Annotated in this window: 34 protein-coding genes; 18 read left to right on the top strand and 16 right to left on the bottom strand. The window is 58.9% G+C overall.

Annotated elements, in window-relative coordinates:
* Nucleotides 1-195: 195 nt before the first annotated feature.
* The 15 genes from LPA35_RS17405 to LPA35_RS17335 form a co-directional block, all read right to left on the bottom strand.
* Nucleotides 196-648, bottom strand: coding sequence for a DUF1367 family protein (locus tag LPA35_RS17405; protein WP_228897821.1), 453 nt, complete (start codon nucleotides 646-648; stop codon nucleotides 196-198).
* Nucleotides 645-998 (bottom strand): RusA family crossover junction endodeoxyribonuclease, encoded by a 354-nt coding sequence (locus LPA35_RS17400; RefSeq protein ID WP_228897820.1) that lies wholly within the window; start codon nucleotides 996-998, stop codon nucleotides 645-647. Before LPA35_RS17400 ends, LPA35_RS17405 begins: the two co-directional genes overlap by 4 nt.
* Nucleotides 998-1,195: a hypothetical protein gene (locus tag LPA35_RS17395; protein ID WP_228897819.1), complete on the bottom strand. Its 198-nt coding sequence runs from the start codon at nucleotides 1,193-1,195 to the stop codon at nucleotides 998-1,000. The genes LPA35_RS17400 and LPA35_RS17395 overlap by 1 nt, the downstream gene beginning before the upstream one ends.
* A complete protein-coding gene (locus LPA35_RS17390) occupies nucleotides 1,192-1,365 on the bottom strand; it encodes a hypothetical protein (RefSeq protein WP_228897818.1) in 174 nt (57 codons plus the stop codon). Before LPA35_RS17390 ends, LPA35_RS17395 begins: the two co-directional genes overlap by 4 nt.
* On the bottom strand, nucleotides 1,362-1,601 hold the full coding sequence (locus LPA35_RS17385; RefSeq protein ID WP_228897817.1) for a hypothetical protein: 240 nt from the start codon (nucleotides 1,599-1,601) through the stop codon (nucleotides 1,362-1,364). Before LPA35_RS17385 ends, LPA35_RS17390 begins: the two co-directional genes overlap by 4 nt.
* A gap of 255 nt (nucleotides 1,602-1,856) precedes the next feature.
* On the bottom strand, nucleotides 1,857-2,084 hold the full coding sequence (locus tag LPA35_RS17380; RefSeq protein WP_228897816.1) for a hypothetical protein: 228 nt from the start codon (nucleotides 2,082-2,084) through the stop codon (nucleotides 1,857-1,859).
* Nucleotides 2,084-3,457, bottom strand: a complete 1,374-nt coding sequence (locus LPA35_RS17375) for a DnaB-like helicase C-terminal domain-containing protein (RefSeq protein ID WP_228897815.1) — start codon at nucleotides 3,455-3,457, stop codon at nucleotides 2,084-2,086. The genes LPA35_RS17380 and LPA35_RS17375 overlap by 1 nt, the downstream gene beginning before the upstream one ends.
* On the bottom strand, nucleotides 3,444-4,352 hold the full coding sequence (locus LPA35_RS17370; RefSeq protein ID WP_228897814.1) for a hypothetical protein: 909 nt from the start codon (nucleotides 4,350-4,352) through the stop codon (nucleotides 3,444-3,446). The genes LPA35_RS17375 and LPA35_RS17370 overlap by 14 nt, the downstream gene beginning before the upstream one ends.
* Nucleotides 4,352-4,546: a neutral zinc metalloprotease gene (locus LPA35_RS17365; RefSeq protein ID WP_228897813.1), complete on the bottom strand. Its 195-nt coding sequence runs from the start codon at nucleotides 4,544-4,546 to the stop codon at nucleotides 4,352-4,354. Before LPA35_RS17365 ends, LPA35_RS17370 begins: the two co-directional genes overlap by 1 nt.
* Nucleotides 4,543-4,824, bottom strand: coding sequence for a hypothetical protein (locus tag LPA35_RS17360; RefSeq protein WP_228897812.1), 282 nt, complete (start codon nucleotides 4,822-4,824; stop codon nucleotides 4,543-4,545). The genes LPA35_RS17365 and LPA35_RS17360 overlap by 4 nt, the downstream gene beginning before the upstream one ends.
* Entirely contained in the window at nucleotides 4,824-5,072 is a 249-nt protein-coding gene (locus tag LPA35_RS17355; protein WP_228897811.1) for a hypothetical protein, read from the bottom strand. Before LPA35_RS17355 ends, LPA35_RS17360 begins: the two co-directional genes overlap by 1 nt.
* Nucleotides 5,072-5,263: a hypothetical protein gene (locus LPA35_RS17350; RefSeq protein ID WP_228897810.1), complete on the bottom strand. Its 192-nt coding sequence runs from the start codon at nucleotides 5,261-5,263 to the stop codon at nucleotides 5,072-5,074. Before LPA35_RS17350 ends, LPA35_RS17355 begins: the two co-directional genes overlap by 1 nt.
* Nucleotides 5,260-5,655 carry a hypothetical protein gene (locus tag LPA35_RS17345; protein WP_228897809.1) on the bottom strand — a complete coding sequence of 132 codons (396 nt, stop codon included), beginning with the start codon at nucleotides 5,653-5,655 and terminating at the stop codon, nucleotides 5,260-5,262. Before LPA35_RS17345 ends, LPA35_RS17350 begins: the two co-directional genes overlap by 4 nt.
* A complete protein-coding gene (locus LPA35_RS17340) occupies nucleotides 5,652-5,804 on the bottom strand; it encodes a hypothetical protein (RefSeq protein ID WP_228897808.1) in 153 nt (50 codons plus the stop codon). Before LPA35_RS17340 ends, LPA35_RS17345 begins: the two co-directional genes overlap by 4 nt.
* 3 nt (nucleotides 5,805-5,807) lie before the next feature.
* Nucleotides 5,808-6,053 (bottom strand): helix-turn-helix domain-containing protein, encoded by a 246-nt coding sequence (locus tag LPA35_RS17335; RefSeq protein ID WP_228897807.1) that lies wholly within the window; start codon nucleotides 6,051-6,053, stop codon nucleotides 5,808-5,810.
* A 232-nt stretch (nucleotides 6,054-6,285) separates the two neighbouring features.
* On the opposite strand from LPA35_RS17335, the gene LPA35_RS17330 reads away from it, so the two are divergent.
* The 5 genes from LPA35_RS17330 (at nucleotide 6,286) to LPA35_RS17310 (ending at nucleotide 8,146) form a co-directional block, all read left to right on the top strand.
* Nucleotides 6,286-6,696, top strand: coding sequence for a hypothetical protein (locus tag LPA35_RS17330; RefSeq protein ID WP_228897806.1), 411 nt, complete (start codon nucleotides 6,286-6,288; stop codon nucleotides 6,694-6,696).
* 35 nt (nucleotides 6,697-6,731) lie between these two features.
* Nucleotides 6,732-6,932, top strand: coding sequence for a hypothetical protein (locus LPA35_RS17325; RefSeq protein WP_228897805.1), 201 nt, complete (start codon nucleotides 6,732-6,734; stop codon nucleotides 6,930-6,932).
* A 157-nt stretch (nucleotides 6,933-7,089) separates the two neighbouring features.
* On the top strand, nucleotides 7,090-7,392 hold the full coding sequence (locus tag LPA35_RS17320) for an ADP-ribosyl-(dinitrogen reductase) hydrolase (RefSeq protein WP_228897804.1): 303 nt from the start codon (nucleotides 7,090-7,092) through the stop codon (nucleotides 7,390-7,392).
* Nucleotides 7,393-7,400: 8 nt separating this feature from the next.
* Entirely contained in the window at nucleotides 7,401-7,727 is a 327-nt protein-coding gene (locus tag LPA35_RS17315; RefSeq protein WP_228897803.1) for a BrnA antitoxin family protein, read from the top strand.
* A 119-nt stretch (nucleotides 7,728-7,846) separates the two neighbouring features.
* Complete coding sequence (locus LPA35_RS17310) at nucleotides 7,847-8,146, top strand: hypothetical protein (protein ID WP_228897802.1); 300 nt, start codon at nucleotides 7,847-7,849, stop codon at nucleotides 8,144-8,146.
* A 9-nt stretch (nucleotides 8,147-8,155) separates the two neighbouring features.
* Here the strand turns inward: LPA35_RS17310 and LPA35_RS26185 are convergent, their stop codons facing one another.
* Entirely contained in the window at nucleotides 8,156-8,431 is a 276-nt protein-coding gene (locus LPA35_RS26185) for a helix-turn-helix transcriptional regulator (protein ID WP_370641462.1), read from the bottom strand.
* A 566-nt stretch (nucleotides 8,432-8,997) separates the two neighbouring features.
* Here LPA35_RS26185 and LPA35_RS17305 point away from each other — a divergent pair.
* From LPA35_RS17305 to LPA35_RS26090, 13 genes are all read left to right on the top strand, one after another.
* Nucleotides 8,998-9,231 carry a hypothetical protein gene (locus LPA35_RS17305; protein ID WP_228897801.1) on the top strand — a complete coding sequence of 78 codons (234 nt, stop codon included), beginning with the start codon at nucleotides 8,998-9,000 and terminating at the stop codon, nucleotides 9,229-9,231.
* 47 nt (nucleotides 9,232-9,278) lie between these two features.
* Complete coding sequence (locus tag LPA35_RS17300) at nucleotides 9,279-9,620, top strand: hypothetical protein (protein WP_228897800.1); 342 nt, start codon at nucleotides 9,279-9,281, stop codon at nucleotides 9,618-9,620.
* 252 nt (nucleotides 9,621-9,872) lie between these two features.
* Nucleotides 9,873-10,133: a hypothetical protein gene (locus tag LPA35_RS17295; RefSeq protein WP_228897799.1), complete on the top strand. Its 261-nt coding sequence runs from the start codon at nucleotides 9,873-9,875 to the stop codon at nucleotides 10,131-10,133.
* Nucleotides 10,134-10,387: 254 nt separating this feature from the next.
* Nucleotides 10,388-10,735 carry a hypothetical protein gene (locus tag LPA35_RS17290; protein ID WP_228897798.1) on the top strand — a complete coding sequence of 116 codons (348 nt, stop codon included), beginning with the start codon at nucleotides 10,388-10,390 and terminating at the stop codon, nucleotides 10,733-10,735.
* 8 nt (nucleotides 10,736-10,743) lie between these two features.
* A complete protein-coding gene (locus LPA35_RS17285; RefSeq protein WP_228897797.1) occupies nucleotides 10,744-10,920 on the top strand; it encodes a hypothetical protein in 177 nt (58 codons plus the stop codon).
* Between the two features lie 231 nt (nucleotides 10,921-11,151).
* The gene (locus LPA35_RS17280) at nucleotides 11,152-11,349 is read left to right on the top strand and encodes a hypothetical protein (RefSeq protein ID WP_228897796.1); all 198 of its coding nucleotides are present in this window, start codon (nucleotides 11,152-11,154) and stop codon (nucleotides 11,347-11,349) included.
* The gene (locus LPA35_RS17275; protein ID WP_228897795.1) at nucleotides 11,346-11,735 is read left to right on the top strand and encodes a hypothetical protein; all 390 of its coding nucleotides are present in this window, start codon (nucleotides 11,346-11,348) and stop codon (nucleotides 11,733-11,735) included. The genes LPA35_RS17280 and LPA35_RS17275 overlap by 4 nt, the downstream gene beginning before the upstream one ends.
* Nucleotides 11,728-12,045, top strand: coding sequence for a hypothetical protein (locus LPA35_RS17270; protein WP_228897794.1), 318 nt, complete (start codon nucleotides 11,728-11,730; stop codon nucleotides 12,043-12,045). The genes LPA35_RS17275 and LPA35_RS17270 overlap by 8 nt, the downstream gene beginning before the upstream one ends.
* On the top strand, nucleotides 12,042-12,227 hold the full coding sequence (locus tag LPA35_RS17265; RefSeq protein ID WP_228897793.1) for a hypothetical protein: 186 nt from the start codon (nucleotides 12,042-12,044) through the stop codon (nucleotides 12,225-12,227). The genes LPA35_RS17270 and LPA35_RS17265 overlap by 4 nt, the downstream gene beginning before the upstream one ends.
* A complete protein-coding gene (locus LPA35_RS17260; RefSeq protein ID WP_228897792.1) occupies nucleotides 12,205-12,414 on the top strand; it encodes a hypothetical protein in 210 nt (69 codons plus the stop codon). Before LPA35_RS17265 ends, LPA35_RS17260 begins: the two co-directional genes overlap by 23 nt.
* Nucleotides 12,407-12,778 (top strand): hypothetical protein, encoded by a 372-nt coding sequence (locus LPA35_RS17255; protein ID WP_228897791.1) that lies wholly within the window; start codon nucleotides 12,407-12,409, stop codon nucleotides 12,776-12,778. Before LPA35_RS17260 ends, LPA35_RS17255 begins: the two co-directional genes overlap by 8 nt.
* Nucleotides 12,775-13,029, top strand: coding sequence for a hypothetical protein (locus LPA35_RS17250; protein WP_228897790.1), 255 nt, complete (start codon nucleotides 12,775-12,777; stop codon nucleotides 13,027-13,029). The genes LPA35_RS17255 and LPA35_RS17250 overlap by 4 nt, the downstream gene beginning before the upstream one ends.
* On the top strand, nucleotides 13,026-13,154 hold the full coding sequence (locus LPA35_RS26090; RefSeq protein ID WP_255669763.1) for a hypothetical protein: 129 nt from the start codon (nucleotides 13,026-13,028) through the stop codon (nucleotides 13,152-13,154). The genes LPA35_RS17250 and LPA35_RS26090 overlap by 4 nt, the downstream gene beginning before the upstream one ends.
* The last annotated feature ends 10 nt before the right edge of the window (nucleotides 13,155-13,164 follow it).

The raw sequence follows: 13,164 nt of genomic DNA, 5'->3' as shown, positions 1-13,164 counted from the left end.
GGAGAGGCATGGCCGTCAGGAAGTGGACATACGCCTCACCGCGCTTTGAAAGCCGCACGGCGTCCAAGTTGACCGGCTCTTGCACCAACCCCTCCTGGCGGAACCAGGACATAGCCTCAGAGGCGGCTGGGCTCCAGTTCTCAAATGGGGACCGGATGCAGTGAAAGTGCAGCATCATTTGGATTTGCAGCGGCGTCATGCCCAACCCTCCACTATCATTTCCATCAGGTGCTCCGCTGTATCGCGCGGCATGGTCGGCAAGATGACTTGCAGCACACCATCAAGCGCGGCGCTGTAGAACTTCTCGAATGCGTCCTGGTCCATGGCGTCATAGCTGACGCTGTGCAGCACCGGGATGATCTCGCCCGTGCGCGGGTCCGGCATTGGGTCGAAGTACCCCGCAGCCAGCTTCACAGCCACCAGCGCCTTTTCTGGCGTGCTGTAGGTCTCGCTGTTCTCTGCCACCAGTTGCAGCAGGGCGAACATCTTTCTGTGATGGGAGCCGTTGCGCGGGCGACTCCACTCCATTCGCAGCCAGGTGCCGGGCTTCATGGTTTCGAGGCGGCGCTTGAACTTGGCCCAAGCATCTTGATCTGCGGGCGTGCTGCCCACCAAGCCCTTTGGGGAACGGATGAGGACGGCTTTCACGCTGTCACCTCCTGCACCGACACGCGCAGCATCCCGCCGATAGACCCGCGCTCAATGCTCAGGCTGTCGATCTGCTGGTCATCCAGCCACACACCGGCGTGTGTCAGTGCATCCAGCGTGCTCTTGAGCAGGTTGTCCAGGTCGCGGTGCCGCTGGTCTGGGACATGGGCGGTGATGGCCACGGCCAGGCGCCCGGCGAACAGCTTGGCGCCGCGCTGGATCAGCACCTGGTCGGCAACTGCTGCGCGGTACTGGCGGCCCTTCTCGCTGATCAGGGTCTTGCCCTTCACGTTGCGGTAGTAGGTGTTGACCGTGGGGGGCCATGGCAGAGTGAGAAGCAATGGAGCCATCACCGCACCTCCCCGTGGAACCTGCGCACCGGCAGCGGCGTCAACTGGCTTGCATGGAGCAAGATGGGCGCGTGCAGCGGGTACAGCAGGTCGTGGTCGATGCGCGCCACTTGCACGACCTGGGCGCCGTTCTCGTAGGCCAGGTATTCGTTCTGGCCGCACTGGTAGCGCTGGCCTTGGTGGACTTGGTGGGTCATGACACAATCCCGTAAATCCACTTCGTCGGGCTGTACGCCGATGCCCCGAGAAAGAATGCCAACAGGAACCACCAGCCGCTGCGACCCAACGCGAACACGGCGTAGCCGCAACCGCCAAACACCAGCGACTCCCAAAACATGATGTAGATCAGATAGGTGACGTACTTCATGCGACCTCCTTCTGGACCCGGGCAAATCTCCATTTGCCGACAAGGTTCTTTTCAATGAATCCCTTGCGTGCAAGCGCCATGACATGGCTTGTCGCGGCATTGATGGAAGCAAACTCAAACTTCTCCTGAATCGCATGAATGGGAGGGATTTGGTCGTTATCCAAAAAGAACTCCCGCATGAATCCAAGAACCTGCTGCTGACGACTGGTCAACGGTCTCTGTTTTCGTGCCTTCATCCCCTTACCCCTTCCTTCCTTGCGGCTCCACCTGCCACTCGGCACGCTTTGCCATTGATCTGATTTCCGCCTCTGGCAAGCCAAGCGATAGAGCCTGGGATAAAGCGGAGCGCCATCTCTGCCTCTTCGCCGAAACTGGCAAAGAAAGGCTGCGTTCGATGTACTGGAGACGTCTCGCTGCACAGTGCAAGCACCCCTCTGCAAATAGGCGTGAGTGCGCTGGTGTAGTACGGGCGTCGTTGCATGCTTCGCATGTCATGCCACCTTCCGTTCCTTGCGATCGCGCTCGACCATGTGGGGGCGCAGCGTGTCCGCAGCCTTTGCCACTTCGTCATGCGTGCCCAGTCCGATAAGCAAGTAGTCGTTGCTGCTGTTGGTTAGGAAGAACGTGCGGCCCTTGCGAACCGTGTCCGTCAGTGGTTCAACATGAAAGCAGTTGCTGCGCTTGCTCCACAGCAGTGCATATGCGTCTGTCGTGTTCATCAGACCTCCTCGGTGTATGAGTTGGTGCGCCCCATTTGCTTCGTGAGTGGCGCGAGCGATTCGGTGGATTCGGTCCAGCGCTGGTGCGGACCTTCGAAGTGCAGGGCAAACTCACCAACCCGGCCTTGACGGTTCTTTGGAACTGCGCAGCCGATCGTGTTGGCAAACTGGCCCACCTTGTGGCGCCACAGCATCAGCACAACATCGGCGTCTTCTTCGATCGCGCCGGATTCCTTGAGGTCCGACAGCACAGGGCGCCCACCGGTCCGCTTCTCAACTTCGCGGTTCAGCTGGGACAGAGTCACGATCGAGATGTCCAGCTGCTTCGCCAATGCCTTCAGTCCCCTGCTGATTTCCTCGATCTGGTGGTGGCGGCTTTCCGAAGCCTTGCCGCTTGAGCACAACTGCAGGTAGTCGATCGCCAACAGCTTGAGGTTGTGTTTGCGCTTGAGCGAACGGGCGCGGGAGACGATGTCTCCAAGACTGAGGGCGGGCTGTTCGTCAAAGAACAGTGGCAGAGCGCGCATGGATTCGATCGCCTCGCTCACGCGGCCCCATTCGCCTTCGTCCAGCTTGCCGTTGCCGATAGCGTCCAAACGGATGCGGCCCAGGTTCGCCACAGTGCGATCGGTCAGCTCTGCGCAGCCCATTTCCATGCTGAACATCGCGGCGGCATGGCCCTGTTGCGCCACGTTCAGGCACAGCTGCTGGGCCAAAGATGACTTGCCCACAGACGGGCGGGCCGCGACGATGATTTGCTTTCCGCCCTTGAGCCCGCCGCCCAGCATGTGGTCCAGGGTCGGGATCTGCGTGGGGATGCCGGGTTGCACCTTGCCGTCTGCGATGTCTTGCAGCCGGTCAATGAACCCCGTCACGAACGTGTCAACGCACTTCGGCTCAGACTTGGCAGCTGGCTGGGAAACCTTCTCCAGAGTCGTTTGCGCGGTGGCGATCCGATCCTCCACGGTCATCGTTTCGTCTGCCGCGATGCCTTTGATCTCACCGGCAGCGCGCTGCAGAGACCGGGATGCTGCTTTCTCCGCGACGATCTCAGCATGCTGGCGCAGCACGCGCATACCGACATAGGCCGATGTGCAACGGTTCAACTCCACCAGGGTTTGGGCCGCATCCTCATCGACCCCGCGCAACGCTTCGTACACGCTGACGAGGTCAACCGTCTTACCGGCCAAAACCTGGGACTCGATCGCGGCATAGGCGCTGGCGAACAGTCCAACGGCGAACGAATCGCTTTTCAGCACGTCGCCCACGGCGTCGTAAGCCTCAGCGCCAGCGACCAGCAGGCCACCAATCACGCCAGCCTCAGCTTCTGGCGACCAGTGCATGAGTTCTTCTGGCAGGTCAAGCATGTTCATTTGCAGACTCCTTTTCAGCGCGGCGGGCGTCCGCCACTCGTTTTTCTTGCAGCCCTTTGGTCGTCCAGTTCGCAGGGCCTTCTGCGTTGCACGCCCACAGTCCGTACCAGGACGACTTCACACAGTTCGCAAAGGTCTCGGGCCAGTCGATGTACCGCTTGGACTTGCGGGCGCCGGTCGTGTGTTCTTCGCGGAATCGCAGCCAGGCGATCGCAGTCATCTCGTCAGTGATACCGGCGTCTGCGCAGTAGCGGCGGATGTGGTGGTCGTTCGGGATCGCCTTCACGCCGAGCGCTTTGCAGGTGTCGAGGTAGGCGGCCAGGGTGACGGTTCGGGATTTCTGTTTTTCAGGAACGGGAGAGGTAGCGGGCTCGCCCGCGCTCTTCTCCTGCTCTTGGTCATGATCCTGCTCTTGGTCATGCTCTTGTTCTTGGCTTCCAAGGCCCATTGAAGGGGCTTGGAAGGGGCTTGCCTTGGCTTCCTCAACAGGCAGATGAAACGCTACAGAATAGATAGCTGCAAACGCTGATTTCAAATGCGCTGACCCAATGTTTGACCACTCACGTTCGACACCCTTCACGCGGTTGTCGCCGGGCTTCAGAGACTCGGCCACTTGATATGCGGCCATGCGATGCACAAAGACGGTCTCTGAAGCCTCGTCGTAGGTGCAATACCCGGCTTCGATGAGGCTTTGAAGGGCCTTTGAAGCCCCTTCCATGCCCAGCCCGGTTTCGTGTGCCATGTACAAAACAGGGCAATGAAATACGCCGATCATGTTGGCGTGCGGGCAGGTCATCAGGTACAGCGCCAAGACCTGAGCAGGGGCGTTCCCGCGCAGTGCCTTGCCTGTCTCCCCAATCCAGAACTTGGGGGAAACGACGCCGTAATCGCGCATCAGTGGCTCGCTTCCCAGGCTGCGAACTTGGCACCTTGGCGGGCCAGGGTCTGTGCCTTCTGTTCGTCCATAGCTCTGCGGGCGGCATCACGGTCGCCAAGGGCCATTGCGATTTCCAGGTCAACACCAGCCAGCTTTGCGGCCAGCTCGCGGCGCTTGTCGATCAGCTGGGCGAGTTTGTTGTCGGTGCTCATACAGCCTCCCAAACCCGAGCGCCACCACGAACCAGATCCTCGCCACCACGCTGCACAACACGGACCCGGCCAGCCTTGAGCAATTCAGGCAAACGTCGGTCGATTTGCACCACGGTCAATCCGGTGGTGCATTGCATTTCGTGGGGGGTGGCTTGGCCGCGCTGCTTGAGGTCGGCCAGGATGCGGTCGCAGTGGTTGCCCGCGAACTTGATGGCGGCTTCTGCAGCCAGGACGCTGGTGATGGGGTCGCGCGCGCGAACAAGATGTTGGACTTGCATCATTTCGTCCCTGCCTTGCTGATAGCTGCGCGCCGGTCACGGCTTGCCTGGCCCTGCTCGCGGTTTTCGATGGTGATAGAGCCCAGCACCCGGGGCGGCAGAGCCACCGTTGCCCGCCCGTTGCGATCAAGAGCGCGGATAGGGCCGTCCATGGGGGCGTGGCTGGTGTTTGTCTTGCGTGGTGGTACTGCGGGGATGTCGAGGTCTTGGCCGCGTGGTCGAACCAGGGTGAATGCGTTTGCTGCCATCACGCCACCTCCAGCACACGTTCAACGTGCATCTGAGCCTCGCGCTCGCGGTAGGCGGTATTGAAGGTGTCCCACTCAGCAGAGCCCACGCAGTAGTCGTTGGCTTCCCGCAGTGGAATGTGATGCTCTGCGGCCTCGCGGGCCATGGCCTTGATGTCGGCGGTTGTCAGGGGGCGGATTTGCTGGGTCATGCTGCCAACCTCAGATCACGAAACAGGCGGCGTTCAACTTCGCGCTCGGCCTTGAGTTGCTGCAGTTCTTCGGTGGCTTCGCGCAACTTGCGCTCGGTCTCCGTTTCCTGGCGGCGCAGGCTGGAAAGGTCGTAGCCGCGAGCGGCCAGCATCCATAGCAATGGGGCGTCGTTGCCGCAGAAGTCCATCAGGGCCTCGAACTTGGGCCAGATTACGCCCTCAGTGCCCGACTCCCAGCGAGACCACTGGGCCTTGTCCATCTTGAGTTTGTCGATGGCTTCTTTGGGTTCGTAGCCAGCAGCCTTGATGCAAAGGCCGATGGCGCCGCCCAATGTCTTCTCGCGGGCCAGCTCTTGGGCCGACACGGCAGAGGGGAATCCAAGCTGGTTCACAACTTCGCTCCAATCAGTTGAGTGGTGTTGAGAGGCTTGCGCGGCGAAAAATAAGCGCCATGCAAAACCTGAAAAGAAAAGCGCTCCAGGCCGAAGCCCAGAGCAAAGGCCGCTGCGAAGCGACTACGGAGGGAATGGGTGCGGGCCATGGGTTAGGCCTGGGCGGTTGTCGGCTCGGCGGAGACGACGGAAGGCAGTTCGGCGGAGCCGTAAACGTGATCGAAAGTGATGACCAGGCCATTTGCAGCGCAGAAGTCGATGACCTTGCGCGCCATGTCGGGCGGCAGGGTTTGACCGCGCTCGTAGTGGCCCACATTCCCCTGAGTGCAACCGATACCGTCTGCCAGGGTCTGCTGCGTCACGTCGAGACGTTCGCGAATGGTCTTGAGGTTGTGCATGCCTAGATTATTAGTCCGACTGATTCTTATGTCAACAGTCCGACTGTTTGATTCGAAGTAGTCGCACTAATACGCTCCGCCCATGCCAGCCCAACCCCTATCGCCTGAGCAAAAGGCCGATGCACAACGCCTACAGACTTTGTTTACAGCCTGGAAGACAGACCGAAAAAGTCGAGGCGAGCCAAATTCCCAAGAATGGGCTGCTGACCAGTTAGGTTTTGGGCAGAGCGCCTTGAGCCAGTACCTGAACGGGCGCATCCCGCTGAACAACGCGGCCGCTGCGAAATTCAGCAAGCTGCTGGGTTGCAAGATCTCTGATTTCAGCCCGATGCTGTCAAACACCCTGGCCGAGCTTGCGGGTGTAGCAACTGCTGACCAAGTACAGGAAGACCGCCCAAGCGGCCCCATGGATCTAACGTCACTCCATCGGTTGGAGTTGCATCTGGTGCTGCTTTTCAGGGACCTGTCGGCTGACGGGAAAGATGAGGTGCTCGCGCTTGCGAACAAACTTCACAACGTGGTCAAGCCGGTCAAGTCCGAGGCCAACCCATGGGCACACGTCGCACCGCCCCCAACTATTGCACCTGCCCCTAAGCCAGTCGGAAAAGCCAAGGGCAAGGGGCGGGCAGATGTGAATCACTGACAGCTACCCCAGAGTTACTAGATCAAGGAGCGCCCATGAATCTCTCCACAGAAATCGAAGCCCTGCGCACGGTCTTGGAGACTGTGATGGATGGGCACCCAGACCCTGACCTGGCCGTCGCCCAGGTTGACGCGCTCATCGCAGAGATGCGGAAGAACATGGCCGGGAGCCTTCAACTCCAGGCGGCCGACCCGCTGCGGGTGGCCGTGGAGAACATCAGGGCTACGCTGGTTTGATCATAGAAGTGCGCAATTCGGGGTGAATGAGTAGTTCTATGAGTGGCCGTAGGGGATGGGGAATCGTGCCTGGTACGGCCAAACTCAGCGTCTCAAAACTGCCACTTTAATTGCGGAACTCTAGCTTTCCGCTCCGCTCTGTATATACAATGCATATATGCGCATGTTCATATCGCCAGCAACAAGGGCCAAGCTGGCAAAGCCAGATCACAACGTAACCGATCTTGAGATCATCCAATGCTTCGCGAACAGGGATCGAAAGTTCCTGACTGATACACGCCCAGAGCACCAGACCCCGATCCCTACACAGTGGTTTGTGTCGGAAACGGACTACGGCAGAAAACTCAAAATCGTCTTCATCCTCGACACGAAGAGCGGCATTATTGACATCAAAAGCGCCTACTCAGCCACCGCAGAAGTGGAACGAATTTATACCAAGCACGCAGATTTACTGACCTAGGAGAGAACATGAATGAAGACCGCGAGATCGACTATGACAGCGTTGGCACGAGCGATGCCTATGTTGCCGTCGCTCCGGCAGAGCTGTCGGTAGCACTAGACGACGCACTCGACCTGCAACCAATTTCCATCAGGCTGCAGCGCGACCTACTGGACAACCTGAAGGCCCTGGCAAAGCTCAACGGGCTGGGCTATCAGCCACTGATTCGCCAAGTGCTTACGCGCTGGGTGGATTGCGAGTTGAAGCATATGCTCAGAGAGAGGGCTGCGGCCGCGCAACCACAACCAGAAGTTGAGGGTGAAGATCTGCATGTAGAGCTGCGCAAAGCCGCCTGAAATCACTCCTTGCGCCCAACCCGAGAAACCGCCCACCGAGGCGGTTTTTCTTTGCCCACTCGCCCAACTAGGGCGTTACCCCTTGCGGCCCCGATGTACTGTAAATTTCCACAGTACACATGTCGCCCATCCACATCTCCAGCCCCATCAAGGCCACGGTCCTGACGCTCTACGTGCGCGGCGGCAGGCACCCGTTTGCCAGCAAGGTACATGAGCACACCGGGGATCTGACCGTCGTGCGCCTGGAGGGCCGGTTCGGCACCGTCCCTGCCCTGCACCTGGACTGCTTTCACCCTCAACGCCTGTTTGAGCCCCGCATCGTGGACATGGTGTCCGGCGAGCTGGAGATCCACGGCATGGAGCGCACCAAAGAAGGCGACTGGGTGGCCCAGGCCTGGCGGCTGCGAATCGGCGGCTGAGCGGCCACCTCAGCCCGCCAGAAAGCCAACACGCCCCGGCATCAAGGCGGCGATGCTCAGAGGCTTGTAGGCCTCGCCAAACAGCAGGGTGTGGGCGCACACGCAGTACAGCGCCGACAGCTCTGCAAGCTGCGTAGCTGATGGGCAGCTAGCGCCAGTTTCCCAAGCAGAAACCGACTGGCGCGTAACACCAATGGCGCCAGCTACGTGATCTTGTGACTGGCCCGCCGCCATCCGCGCGGCCCTCAATCTAACCCCAAGCAGCTTCTTTCGTTGTTCCTTCATCGCTGACCTCGATACTGTGTTTGCATACAGTCTTTCACAGATTGTCAGTAGTCGCAACAGCAAATTGCGCGTGCGCAAGCCACGTTTGCGCACGTCAGATTTGCACATCCTCGAAAGCCCCGTCGCTACGCGGTGTCGCGCTATCAAAGAAAAAATTAGCGAAATAAATTAGTCGGACTGTTGACAACAATATCACTCGGACTAATAATTCATCCATGCCGCAAACAAAGCGGCATCGGGTGCCAAGTGATCGAGCCGAGCACCGACACGCAGACCAACGCAGGTGCCGGGTGAACCGGTGTGTATCGGATACGAGTCCGGGGATCGCGTGCATGGGCACGGACGATGGAGCAACTCGGTAAGGCCGACCTAGCCCCAAAAGCTTTGAGACACATAGACGCTTTCAACGTCGCGCGCTGGGTGCCGTATCCAGCGAAATCAAAAAGATCGGGCGCTGTTCTGGGCGCGCCAAGTGCAGATGAGGTAGGCCCCGCCAAGAGCAGGAAGGGGCCAAACCCAAAGCCGCTTCACAGAGGCTGCTTTGGATTTTTCAACAGGAGCAAACCATGCAAGCAAACATCCACACACCTGAGCGCCTCGTTGGCGAAACCATGGACCAGTACCGCGAGCGCCGCAAGGAATCGCAACGCCGCCAGCATCTTGGCCGGTACATCACCTTTCGTGGCAACTACACCAACCCGGCCCGCGCCGCCATCAGAAAGCTGGTGAAAACCTGCGGCGGTGTGCGCCAGTTCAAGAAGGCGCGCCGCGCAGGTGCTTTTGATCCTGTGCTGATCTAACCCCCACCAGCGCCTCAGAGGCGCTTTGTTTTCAACTAGGAGTAGAGATGGCTACCAAAACCACAGGCGCTGAGCTGAAGCGTTTCTACGCTGACAAGGAGTTTTGGCCGGATAGCGGCGATGTGTACCACGACGATGAATACATCACCGTCGATGGCGCCGACATTCCGGAATTCTGTGACATTGACCAGATACCAGATTCCGCAAAAGTTACCGTGGCTGATGGCATGGTATTCGGGGTCAGCGATGGTGACGATCCGAGCTTTGAGAGCTATTTCAAGAAGTGGCGAAAGAAGCAGAAGACGGCCTCATTTGTGGTCGAGTGCGACATCGCCAAGAAAGATGAATTGGTTGCGCTCATCAAGGTGCATGGCGGCAAGGTTGTGTAAACCCCCCCCACCCCACAGGCTATCCAGGGGTGATTGCTTTGATGGGCGGCGGCGTGGAAGCCAGTTCCTTTGATGCTGGAGACAGCGGAGGACGAGACACGCACCATAGCCAAGTGGTAGACGGACTCCCTGGGTGGCACTGGGGCGCGACAAAGGCATAAAGCCCGGAGTTGCGTGATTAGCCGTATCGCAGAGGGTAGCGCCCTGCCCGCCTTTCAAAGCAATCACCAATCAACGAACAGGAGAGAGAGCATGGCAACACAAGCAGATCATGACAAGCGCTGCCCTGCAGCTTGGGACACCAGCGTGAAGTGCAATTGCGGCGCTCAGGCGGCGGAAGATGAGATTGCGCTGATTGAGAAGACGCTGGAGCGCGTGGGAATCACCAGCCTGCTGAATCACGGCGCCGCATCGTGCGTGTTCACTGAAGGATGCTGCGGCGTCAGCCAGGAGCACATCGTCGCATACACCAGGGAAATTGCGCTGCATTGCGCTGTGGCGCTCAGTGCCTAACCAACTCCACAGGCTGCGGGCTCGCGGCTGGTGCGGATGGAAGCTCCGACAACCTCCTGGGTGAAAGGCCCAGGGCCATCAGGCGGGCGTGCCAGAAAACGAAGCCGGAAGCTGTCTGCAGCAGTGAATGGCGGGGCAGAGTAAGGACGCCCACCTGGTGGTGAATGAATTACCGCGCCGGTAGAAGTCCGGGGCCACCAACCCACCCACCCACCCTAGCCGCCCTCTGAGGCGGCTTTTTCATGGAGGCAGCAATGTCAAACGACCTCAGCTATTGGAACGAATGCATCGAAATCGCCGCAGAAGAATGCGGGCTGACCATGACTGCGGAGCAGCGTTCGGCGATTGCTGAAAACGTCTCTAACTGGCATGAGAACTACGGGATGGCCTTCTATTCGCCGCCTTCAAGTGAGCGCTACGACGCCATCGAGCGGGAGTGGAAACAAAAGTATGAAGCCCTGAAGGCCGAGTTTGAAGCGTACCGGGGCAACGCTGAAAAAGCTGTCCACCGCGCATTCCGACTGCACCGCGACACGACAGTGTCTATTGGCGCACATGGGTCAGTCGAAGGTCACGACGGGCGGTCTTTCAACATCCAGTAGGTGAACAAATGAACGACCACGTACAGCCCGACATAGCCGACTGCCTGCGCGGTCACTTCAACATCCCGCCAGAGTTTGACTTCTTTGCCCGCGAAGAAGCAAAGCGTGAACAAGCACTGGAACGCCGGATGCGCGAGCACCCGGATAGCAGAGACCCCGACCATCCTGGAGAAGATGATGAGTGAGCCTGAAATGATTCCATGTCCATTCTGTGGCGGGCCTGCTGAGTACGACGCCTGTGACCGACTGATAAACATCGGCTGCACGCCGTGTGGCTACAAGCGCTATTTCCCCGGGCTACTGCAGACCAAGGAAAGCCCAGTGCGCGTTAGCGACCATGAGTTTTATCACCGACATGCGGGCTCCGAAGCAAAACGAGCATGGAACCAGCGCGCCACCCCACCAAAGGCCAAGCCATGACCAGAGCACTCAAAGACCTCCCAGCAGCACGGAAGGCAAGCGCTGAGGCGCAGGCTAAGGTGAAGGCGGAGAACTCCGAAGCACACGATCTTGCTTTCCAGCTTCTATCGGCTGCCAACTACATCGACGCTCTTGGTGGAGATAGCAAGAGCTACCGCGCAGCAATCTCCAAAGCACAAGGAGCACAGCAATGAGCGCAAGGCGCGGCTACACAGTACGGTGTGTCTGCAGTTTCCCAGGCTGCAAGGAAACATCGTTCTATCACTACGACACGCAGCGAGAACTCTGCGAGGGTACTGCCGCGGCACAGCAGCGCGCAGGGAAGTGGCTGTGTGTGAGGCATACAAGCCCCGCAGAAGTGCTGGCAGAAAACAACCCGACAACCAGCCACGTGCTGGTCAATGTGGAGTTGGAGCACGGACGATTCTGGCGCCAAGAAGGCCATGAGCAAGTCGGTGGCAGCGGGTTCGTTTTCGGCAATGGATACAAAGCCTATGCCAAAGATTTTCCACCAGGGACTCGGCTCACCATCACGGCAAAACTTGAGCTGCCATCCCAACAAGGAGAACCACATGAGTGACATGCAGTGTCCGTACTGCGGCGCCGACCAAGACGTTTGTCACGACGACGGCGCGGGCTATGCAGAAGACGTGCGCCATGAGCACACATGCCGCGAGTGTGAAAAGACTTTTGTCTTTAACACCTACATCAGCCTCGACTACACACCGCGCAAAGCCGATTGCCTGAATGGCGCCCCGCACGAGCTTGAAATGAGCAAGAGCTACCCGCGCAGGTATTCAAAGATGCGCTGCCGACACTGCGACTACGAACGCACTCCAACAGCCGATGAACTCGCTGCTGCTGGTATCGACCTGGAGAACACCCCATGAACCGACTTCACCCCAACTGGGGCACATTCTTCAAAACAGCCGCATTGATTGCGGCTTTTTTCATTCTGACGCACTACATGGACGGCCCGCCAGATTGGCAGGCTGAGGAAGATTCAGCCGCAAGCCTTCGGGATGCTGTGGCGCAAGCAAGGATGAACTATGACCCCGCACCCAAACGCTGACCTGCTGCGCGCCCTGGCTGATGGCAAGCAGGTACTGGTCAAGTTCTCAGACAACGGTGATGAATACCCAGTCCTGCACTGCAGCGAGAAGGTAATTCTGTCGCTGATAGATCCTGAATCAACGCCGCAAGACCACTACTGGAAGTTTCGCATTGAACAACAGACCAAGGAGGATAGCCATGATTGAAGCAAAGCCGACACCGGGGCCTTGGGTGATTCACCCAACGGCTTTGCACCCGGCCGTAAGGTCTGTTGGCACAGGAGAGATTGGCCCTCGCCGCATCTGCACGGTTGGGAGCATGAATGGGAATCCTGTGGATAAAGCAAACGCCAGCCTTATCGCTGAAGCCGGAACAGTGTTCCACACCACCGGCCTCACACCAAGCCAGCTTGTGGAGCGGGTGAAGGAGCTGGAGGAGGCGCTGCACAAGCTCGCCAAAAGCTATGAGCGGGGGATGCAGTTGGGGGCGCCGCCATCTGATGCACTCAAAGCAGCCCGCGCCGCCCTCTCCAAGGCCCGCCCCAACACAGCAGAGGGGGAGGCGAAATGACACCTTATCCAACTGGCAGTGTGGTTCGTGTCAAAGACTCCGAATCCTGGCTCGCAGACTTTGGCCGCAAGGTAAAAGACCGCGACGCAATCGTTCTGAAAGCCATCCTTGACTGGGGCTACGGCTCAGACAGCGAAAAGCGTTTTCGTGGCCGATTGCTGATCGAGTTTCAAAAGCGCAACGGGCGCGGGAAGGTCTTCACCGAGGTCATGCACCAGCGAGACCTAGTTTTGAAGGAGCCATCCACATGACAGAAGACGAACTCAACGACGACTACTGCCAGTCAGACAGCGCTCTGTTCTGGCTTGTTATCGCTATCGCATTCTTTGCAGTGACCGGCTTTGCGGCTGGTGTGCTGTATCCGTTTTACATGTGAGGGCACCTCG

This window comes from Acidovorax sp. Leaf73, from assembly GCF_916855635.1.
In the GTDB taxonomy this organism is placed as follows: Bacteria; Pseudomonadota; Gammaproteobacteria; order Burkholderiales; family Burkholderiaceae_C; genus Acidovorax; species Acidovorax facilis.
The sequence above is the reverse complement of the archived record's forward strand: the minus strand, read 5'-3'. Positions and strand labels throughout refer to the sequence as shown.

Coding starts and splice junctions, on each gene's coding strand:
- LPA35_RS17400 (WP_228897820.1), bottom strand. CDS start 998: ATGGCTCCATTGCTTCTCACTCTGCCATGGCCCCCCACGGTCAACACC.
- LPA35_RS17395 (WP_228897819.1), bottom strand. CDS start 1,195: ATGACCCACCAAGTCCACCAAGGCCAGCGCTACCAGTGCGGCCAGAAC.
- LPA35_RS17390 (WP_228897818.1), bottom strand. CDS start 1,365: ATGAAGTACGTCACCTATCTGATCTACATCATGTTTTGGGAGTCGCTG.
- LPA35_RS17385 (WP_228897817.1), bottom strand. CDS start 1,601: ATGAAGGCACGAAAACAGAGACCGTTGACCAGTCGTCAGCAGCAGGTT.
- LPA35_RS17380 (WP_228897816.1), bottom strand. CDS start 2,084: ATGAACACGACAGACGCATATGCACTGCTGTGGAGCAAGCGCAGCAAC.
- LPA35_RS17375 (WP_228897815.1), bottom strand. CDS start 3,457: ATGAACATGCTTGACCTGCCAGAAGAACTCATGCACTGGTCGCCAGAA.
- LPA35_RS17370 (WP_228897814.1), bottom strand. CDS start 4,352: ATGCGCGATTACGGCGTCGTTTCCCCCAAGTTCTGGATTGGGGAGACA.
- LPA35_RS17365 (WP_228897813.1), bottom strand. CDS start 4,546: ATGAGCACCGACAACAAACTCGCCCAGCTGATCGACAAGCGCCGCGAG.
- LPA35_RS17360 (WP_228897812.1), bottom strand. CDS start 4,824: ATGCAAGTCCAACATCTTGTTCGCGCGCGCGACCCCATCACCAGCGTC.
- LPA35_RS17355 (WP_228897811.1), bottom strand. CDS start 5,072: ATGGCAGCAAACGCATTCACCCTGGTTCGACCACGCGGCCAAGACCTC.
- LPA35_RS17350 (WP_228897810.1), bottom strand. CDS start 5,263: ATGACCCAGCAAATCCGCCCCCTGACAACCGCCGACATCAAGGCCATG.
- LPA35_RS17340 (WP_228897808.1), bottom strand. CDS start 5,804: ATGGCCCGCACCCATTCCCTCCGTAGTCGCTTCGCAGCGGCCTTTGCT.
- LPA35_RS17335 (WP_228897807.1), bottom strand. CDS start 6,053: ATGCACAACCTCAAGACCATTCGCGAACGTCTCGACGTGACGCAGCAG.
- LPA35_RS17325 (WP_228897805.1), top strand. CDS start 6,732: ATGAATCTCTCCACAGAAATCGAAGCCCTGCGCACGGTCTTGGAGACT.
- LPA35_RS17320 (WP_228897804.1), top strand. CDS start 7,090: ATGCGCATGTTCATATCGCCAGCAACAAGGGCCAAGCTGGCAAAGCCA.
- LPA35_RS17315 (WP_228897803.1), top strand. CDS start 7,401: ATGAATGAAGACCGCGAGATCGACTATGACAGCGTTGGCACGAGCGAT.
- LPA35_RS17310 (WP_228897802.1), top strand. CDS start 7,847: ATGTCGCCCATCCACATCTCCAGCCCCATCAAGGCCACGGTCCTGACG.
- LPA35_RS26185 (WP_370641462.1), bottom strand. CDS start 8,431: ATGAAGGAACAACGAAAGAAGCTGCTTGGGGTTAGATTGAGGGCCGCG.
- LPA35_RS17305 (WP_228897801.1), top strand. CDS start 8,998: ATGCAAGCAAACATCCACACACCTGAGCGCCTCGTTGGCGAAACCATG.
- LPA35_RS17300 (WP_228897800.1), top strand. CDS start 9,279: ATGGCTACCAAAACCACAGGCGCTGAGCTGAAGCGTTTCTACGCTGAC.
- LPA35_RS17295 (WP_228897799.1), top strand. CDS start 9,873: ATGGCAACACAAGCAGATCATGACAAGCGCTGCCCTGCAGCTTGGGAC.
- LPA35_RS17290 (WP_228897798.1), top strand. CDS start 10,388: ATGTCAAACGACCTCAGCTATTGGAACGAATGCATCGAAATCGCCGCA.
- LPA35_RS17285 (WP_228897797.1), top strand. CDS start 10,744: ATGAACGACCACGTACAGCCCGACATAGCCGACTGCCTGCGCGGTCAC.
- LPA35_RS17280 (WP_228897796.1), top strand. CDS start 11,152: ATGACCAGAGCACTCAAAGACCTCCCAGCAGCACGGAAGGCAAGCGCT.
- LPA35_RS17275 (WP_228897795.1), top strand. CDS start 11,346: ATGAGCGCAAGGCGCGGCTACACAGTACGGTGTGTCTGCAGTTTCCCA.
- LPA35_RS17270 (WP_228897794.1), top strand. CDS start 11,728: ATGAGTGACATGCAGTGTCCGTACTGCGGCGCCGACCAAGACGTTTGT.
- LPA35_RS17265 (WP_228897793.1), top strand. CDS start 12,042: ATGAACCGACTTCACCCCAACTGGGGCACATTCTTCAAAACAGCCGCA.
- LPA35_RS17260 (WP_228897792.1), top strand. CDS start 12,205: ATGACCCCGCACCCAAACGCTGACCTGCTGCGCGCCCTGGCTGATGGC.
- LPA35_RS17255 (WP_228897791.1), top strand. CDS start 12,407: ATGATTGAAGCAAAGCCGACACCGGGGCCTTGGGTGATTCACCCAACG.
- LPA35_RS17250 (WP_228897790.1), top strand. CDS start 12,775: ATGACACCTTATCCAACTGGCAGTGTGGTTCGTGTCAAAGACTCCGAA.
- LPA35_RS26090 (WP_255669763.1), top strand. CDS start 13,026: ATGACAGAAGACGAACTCAACGACGACTACTGCCAGTCAGACAGCGCT.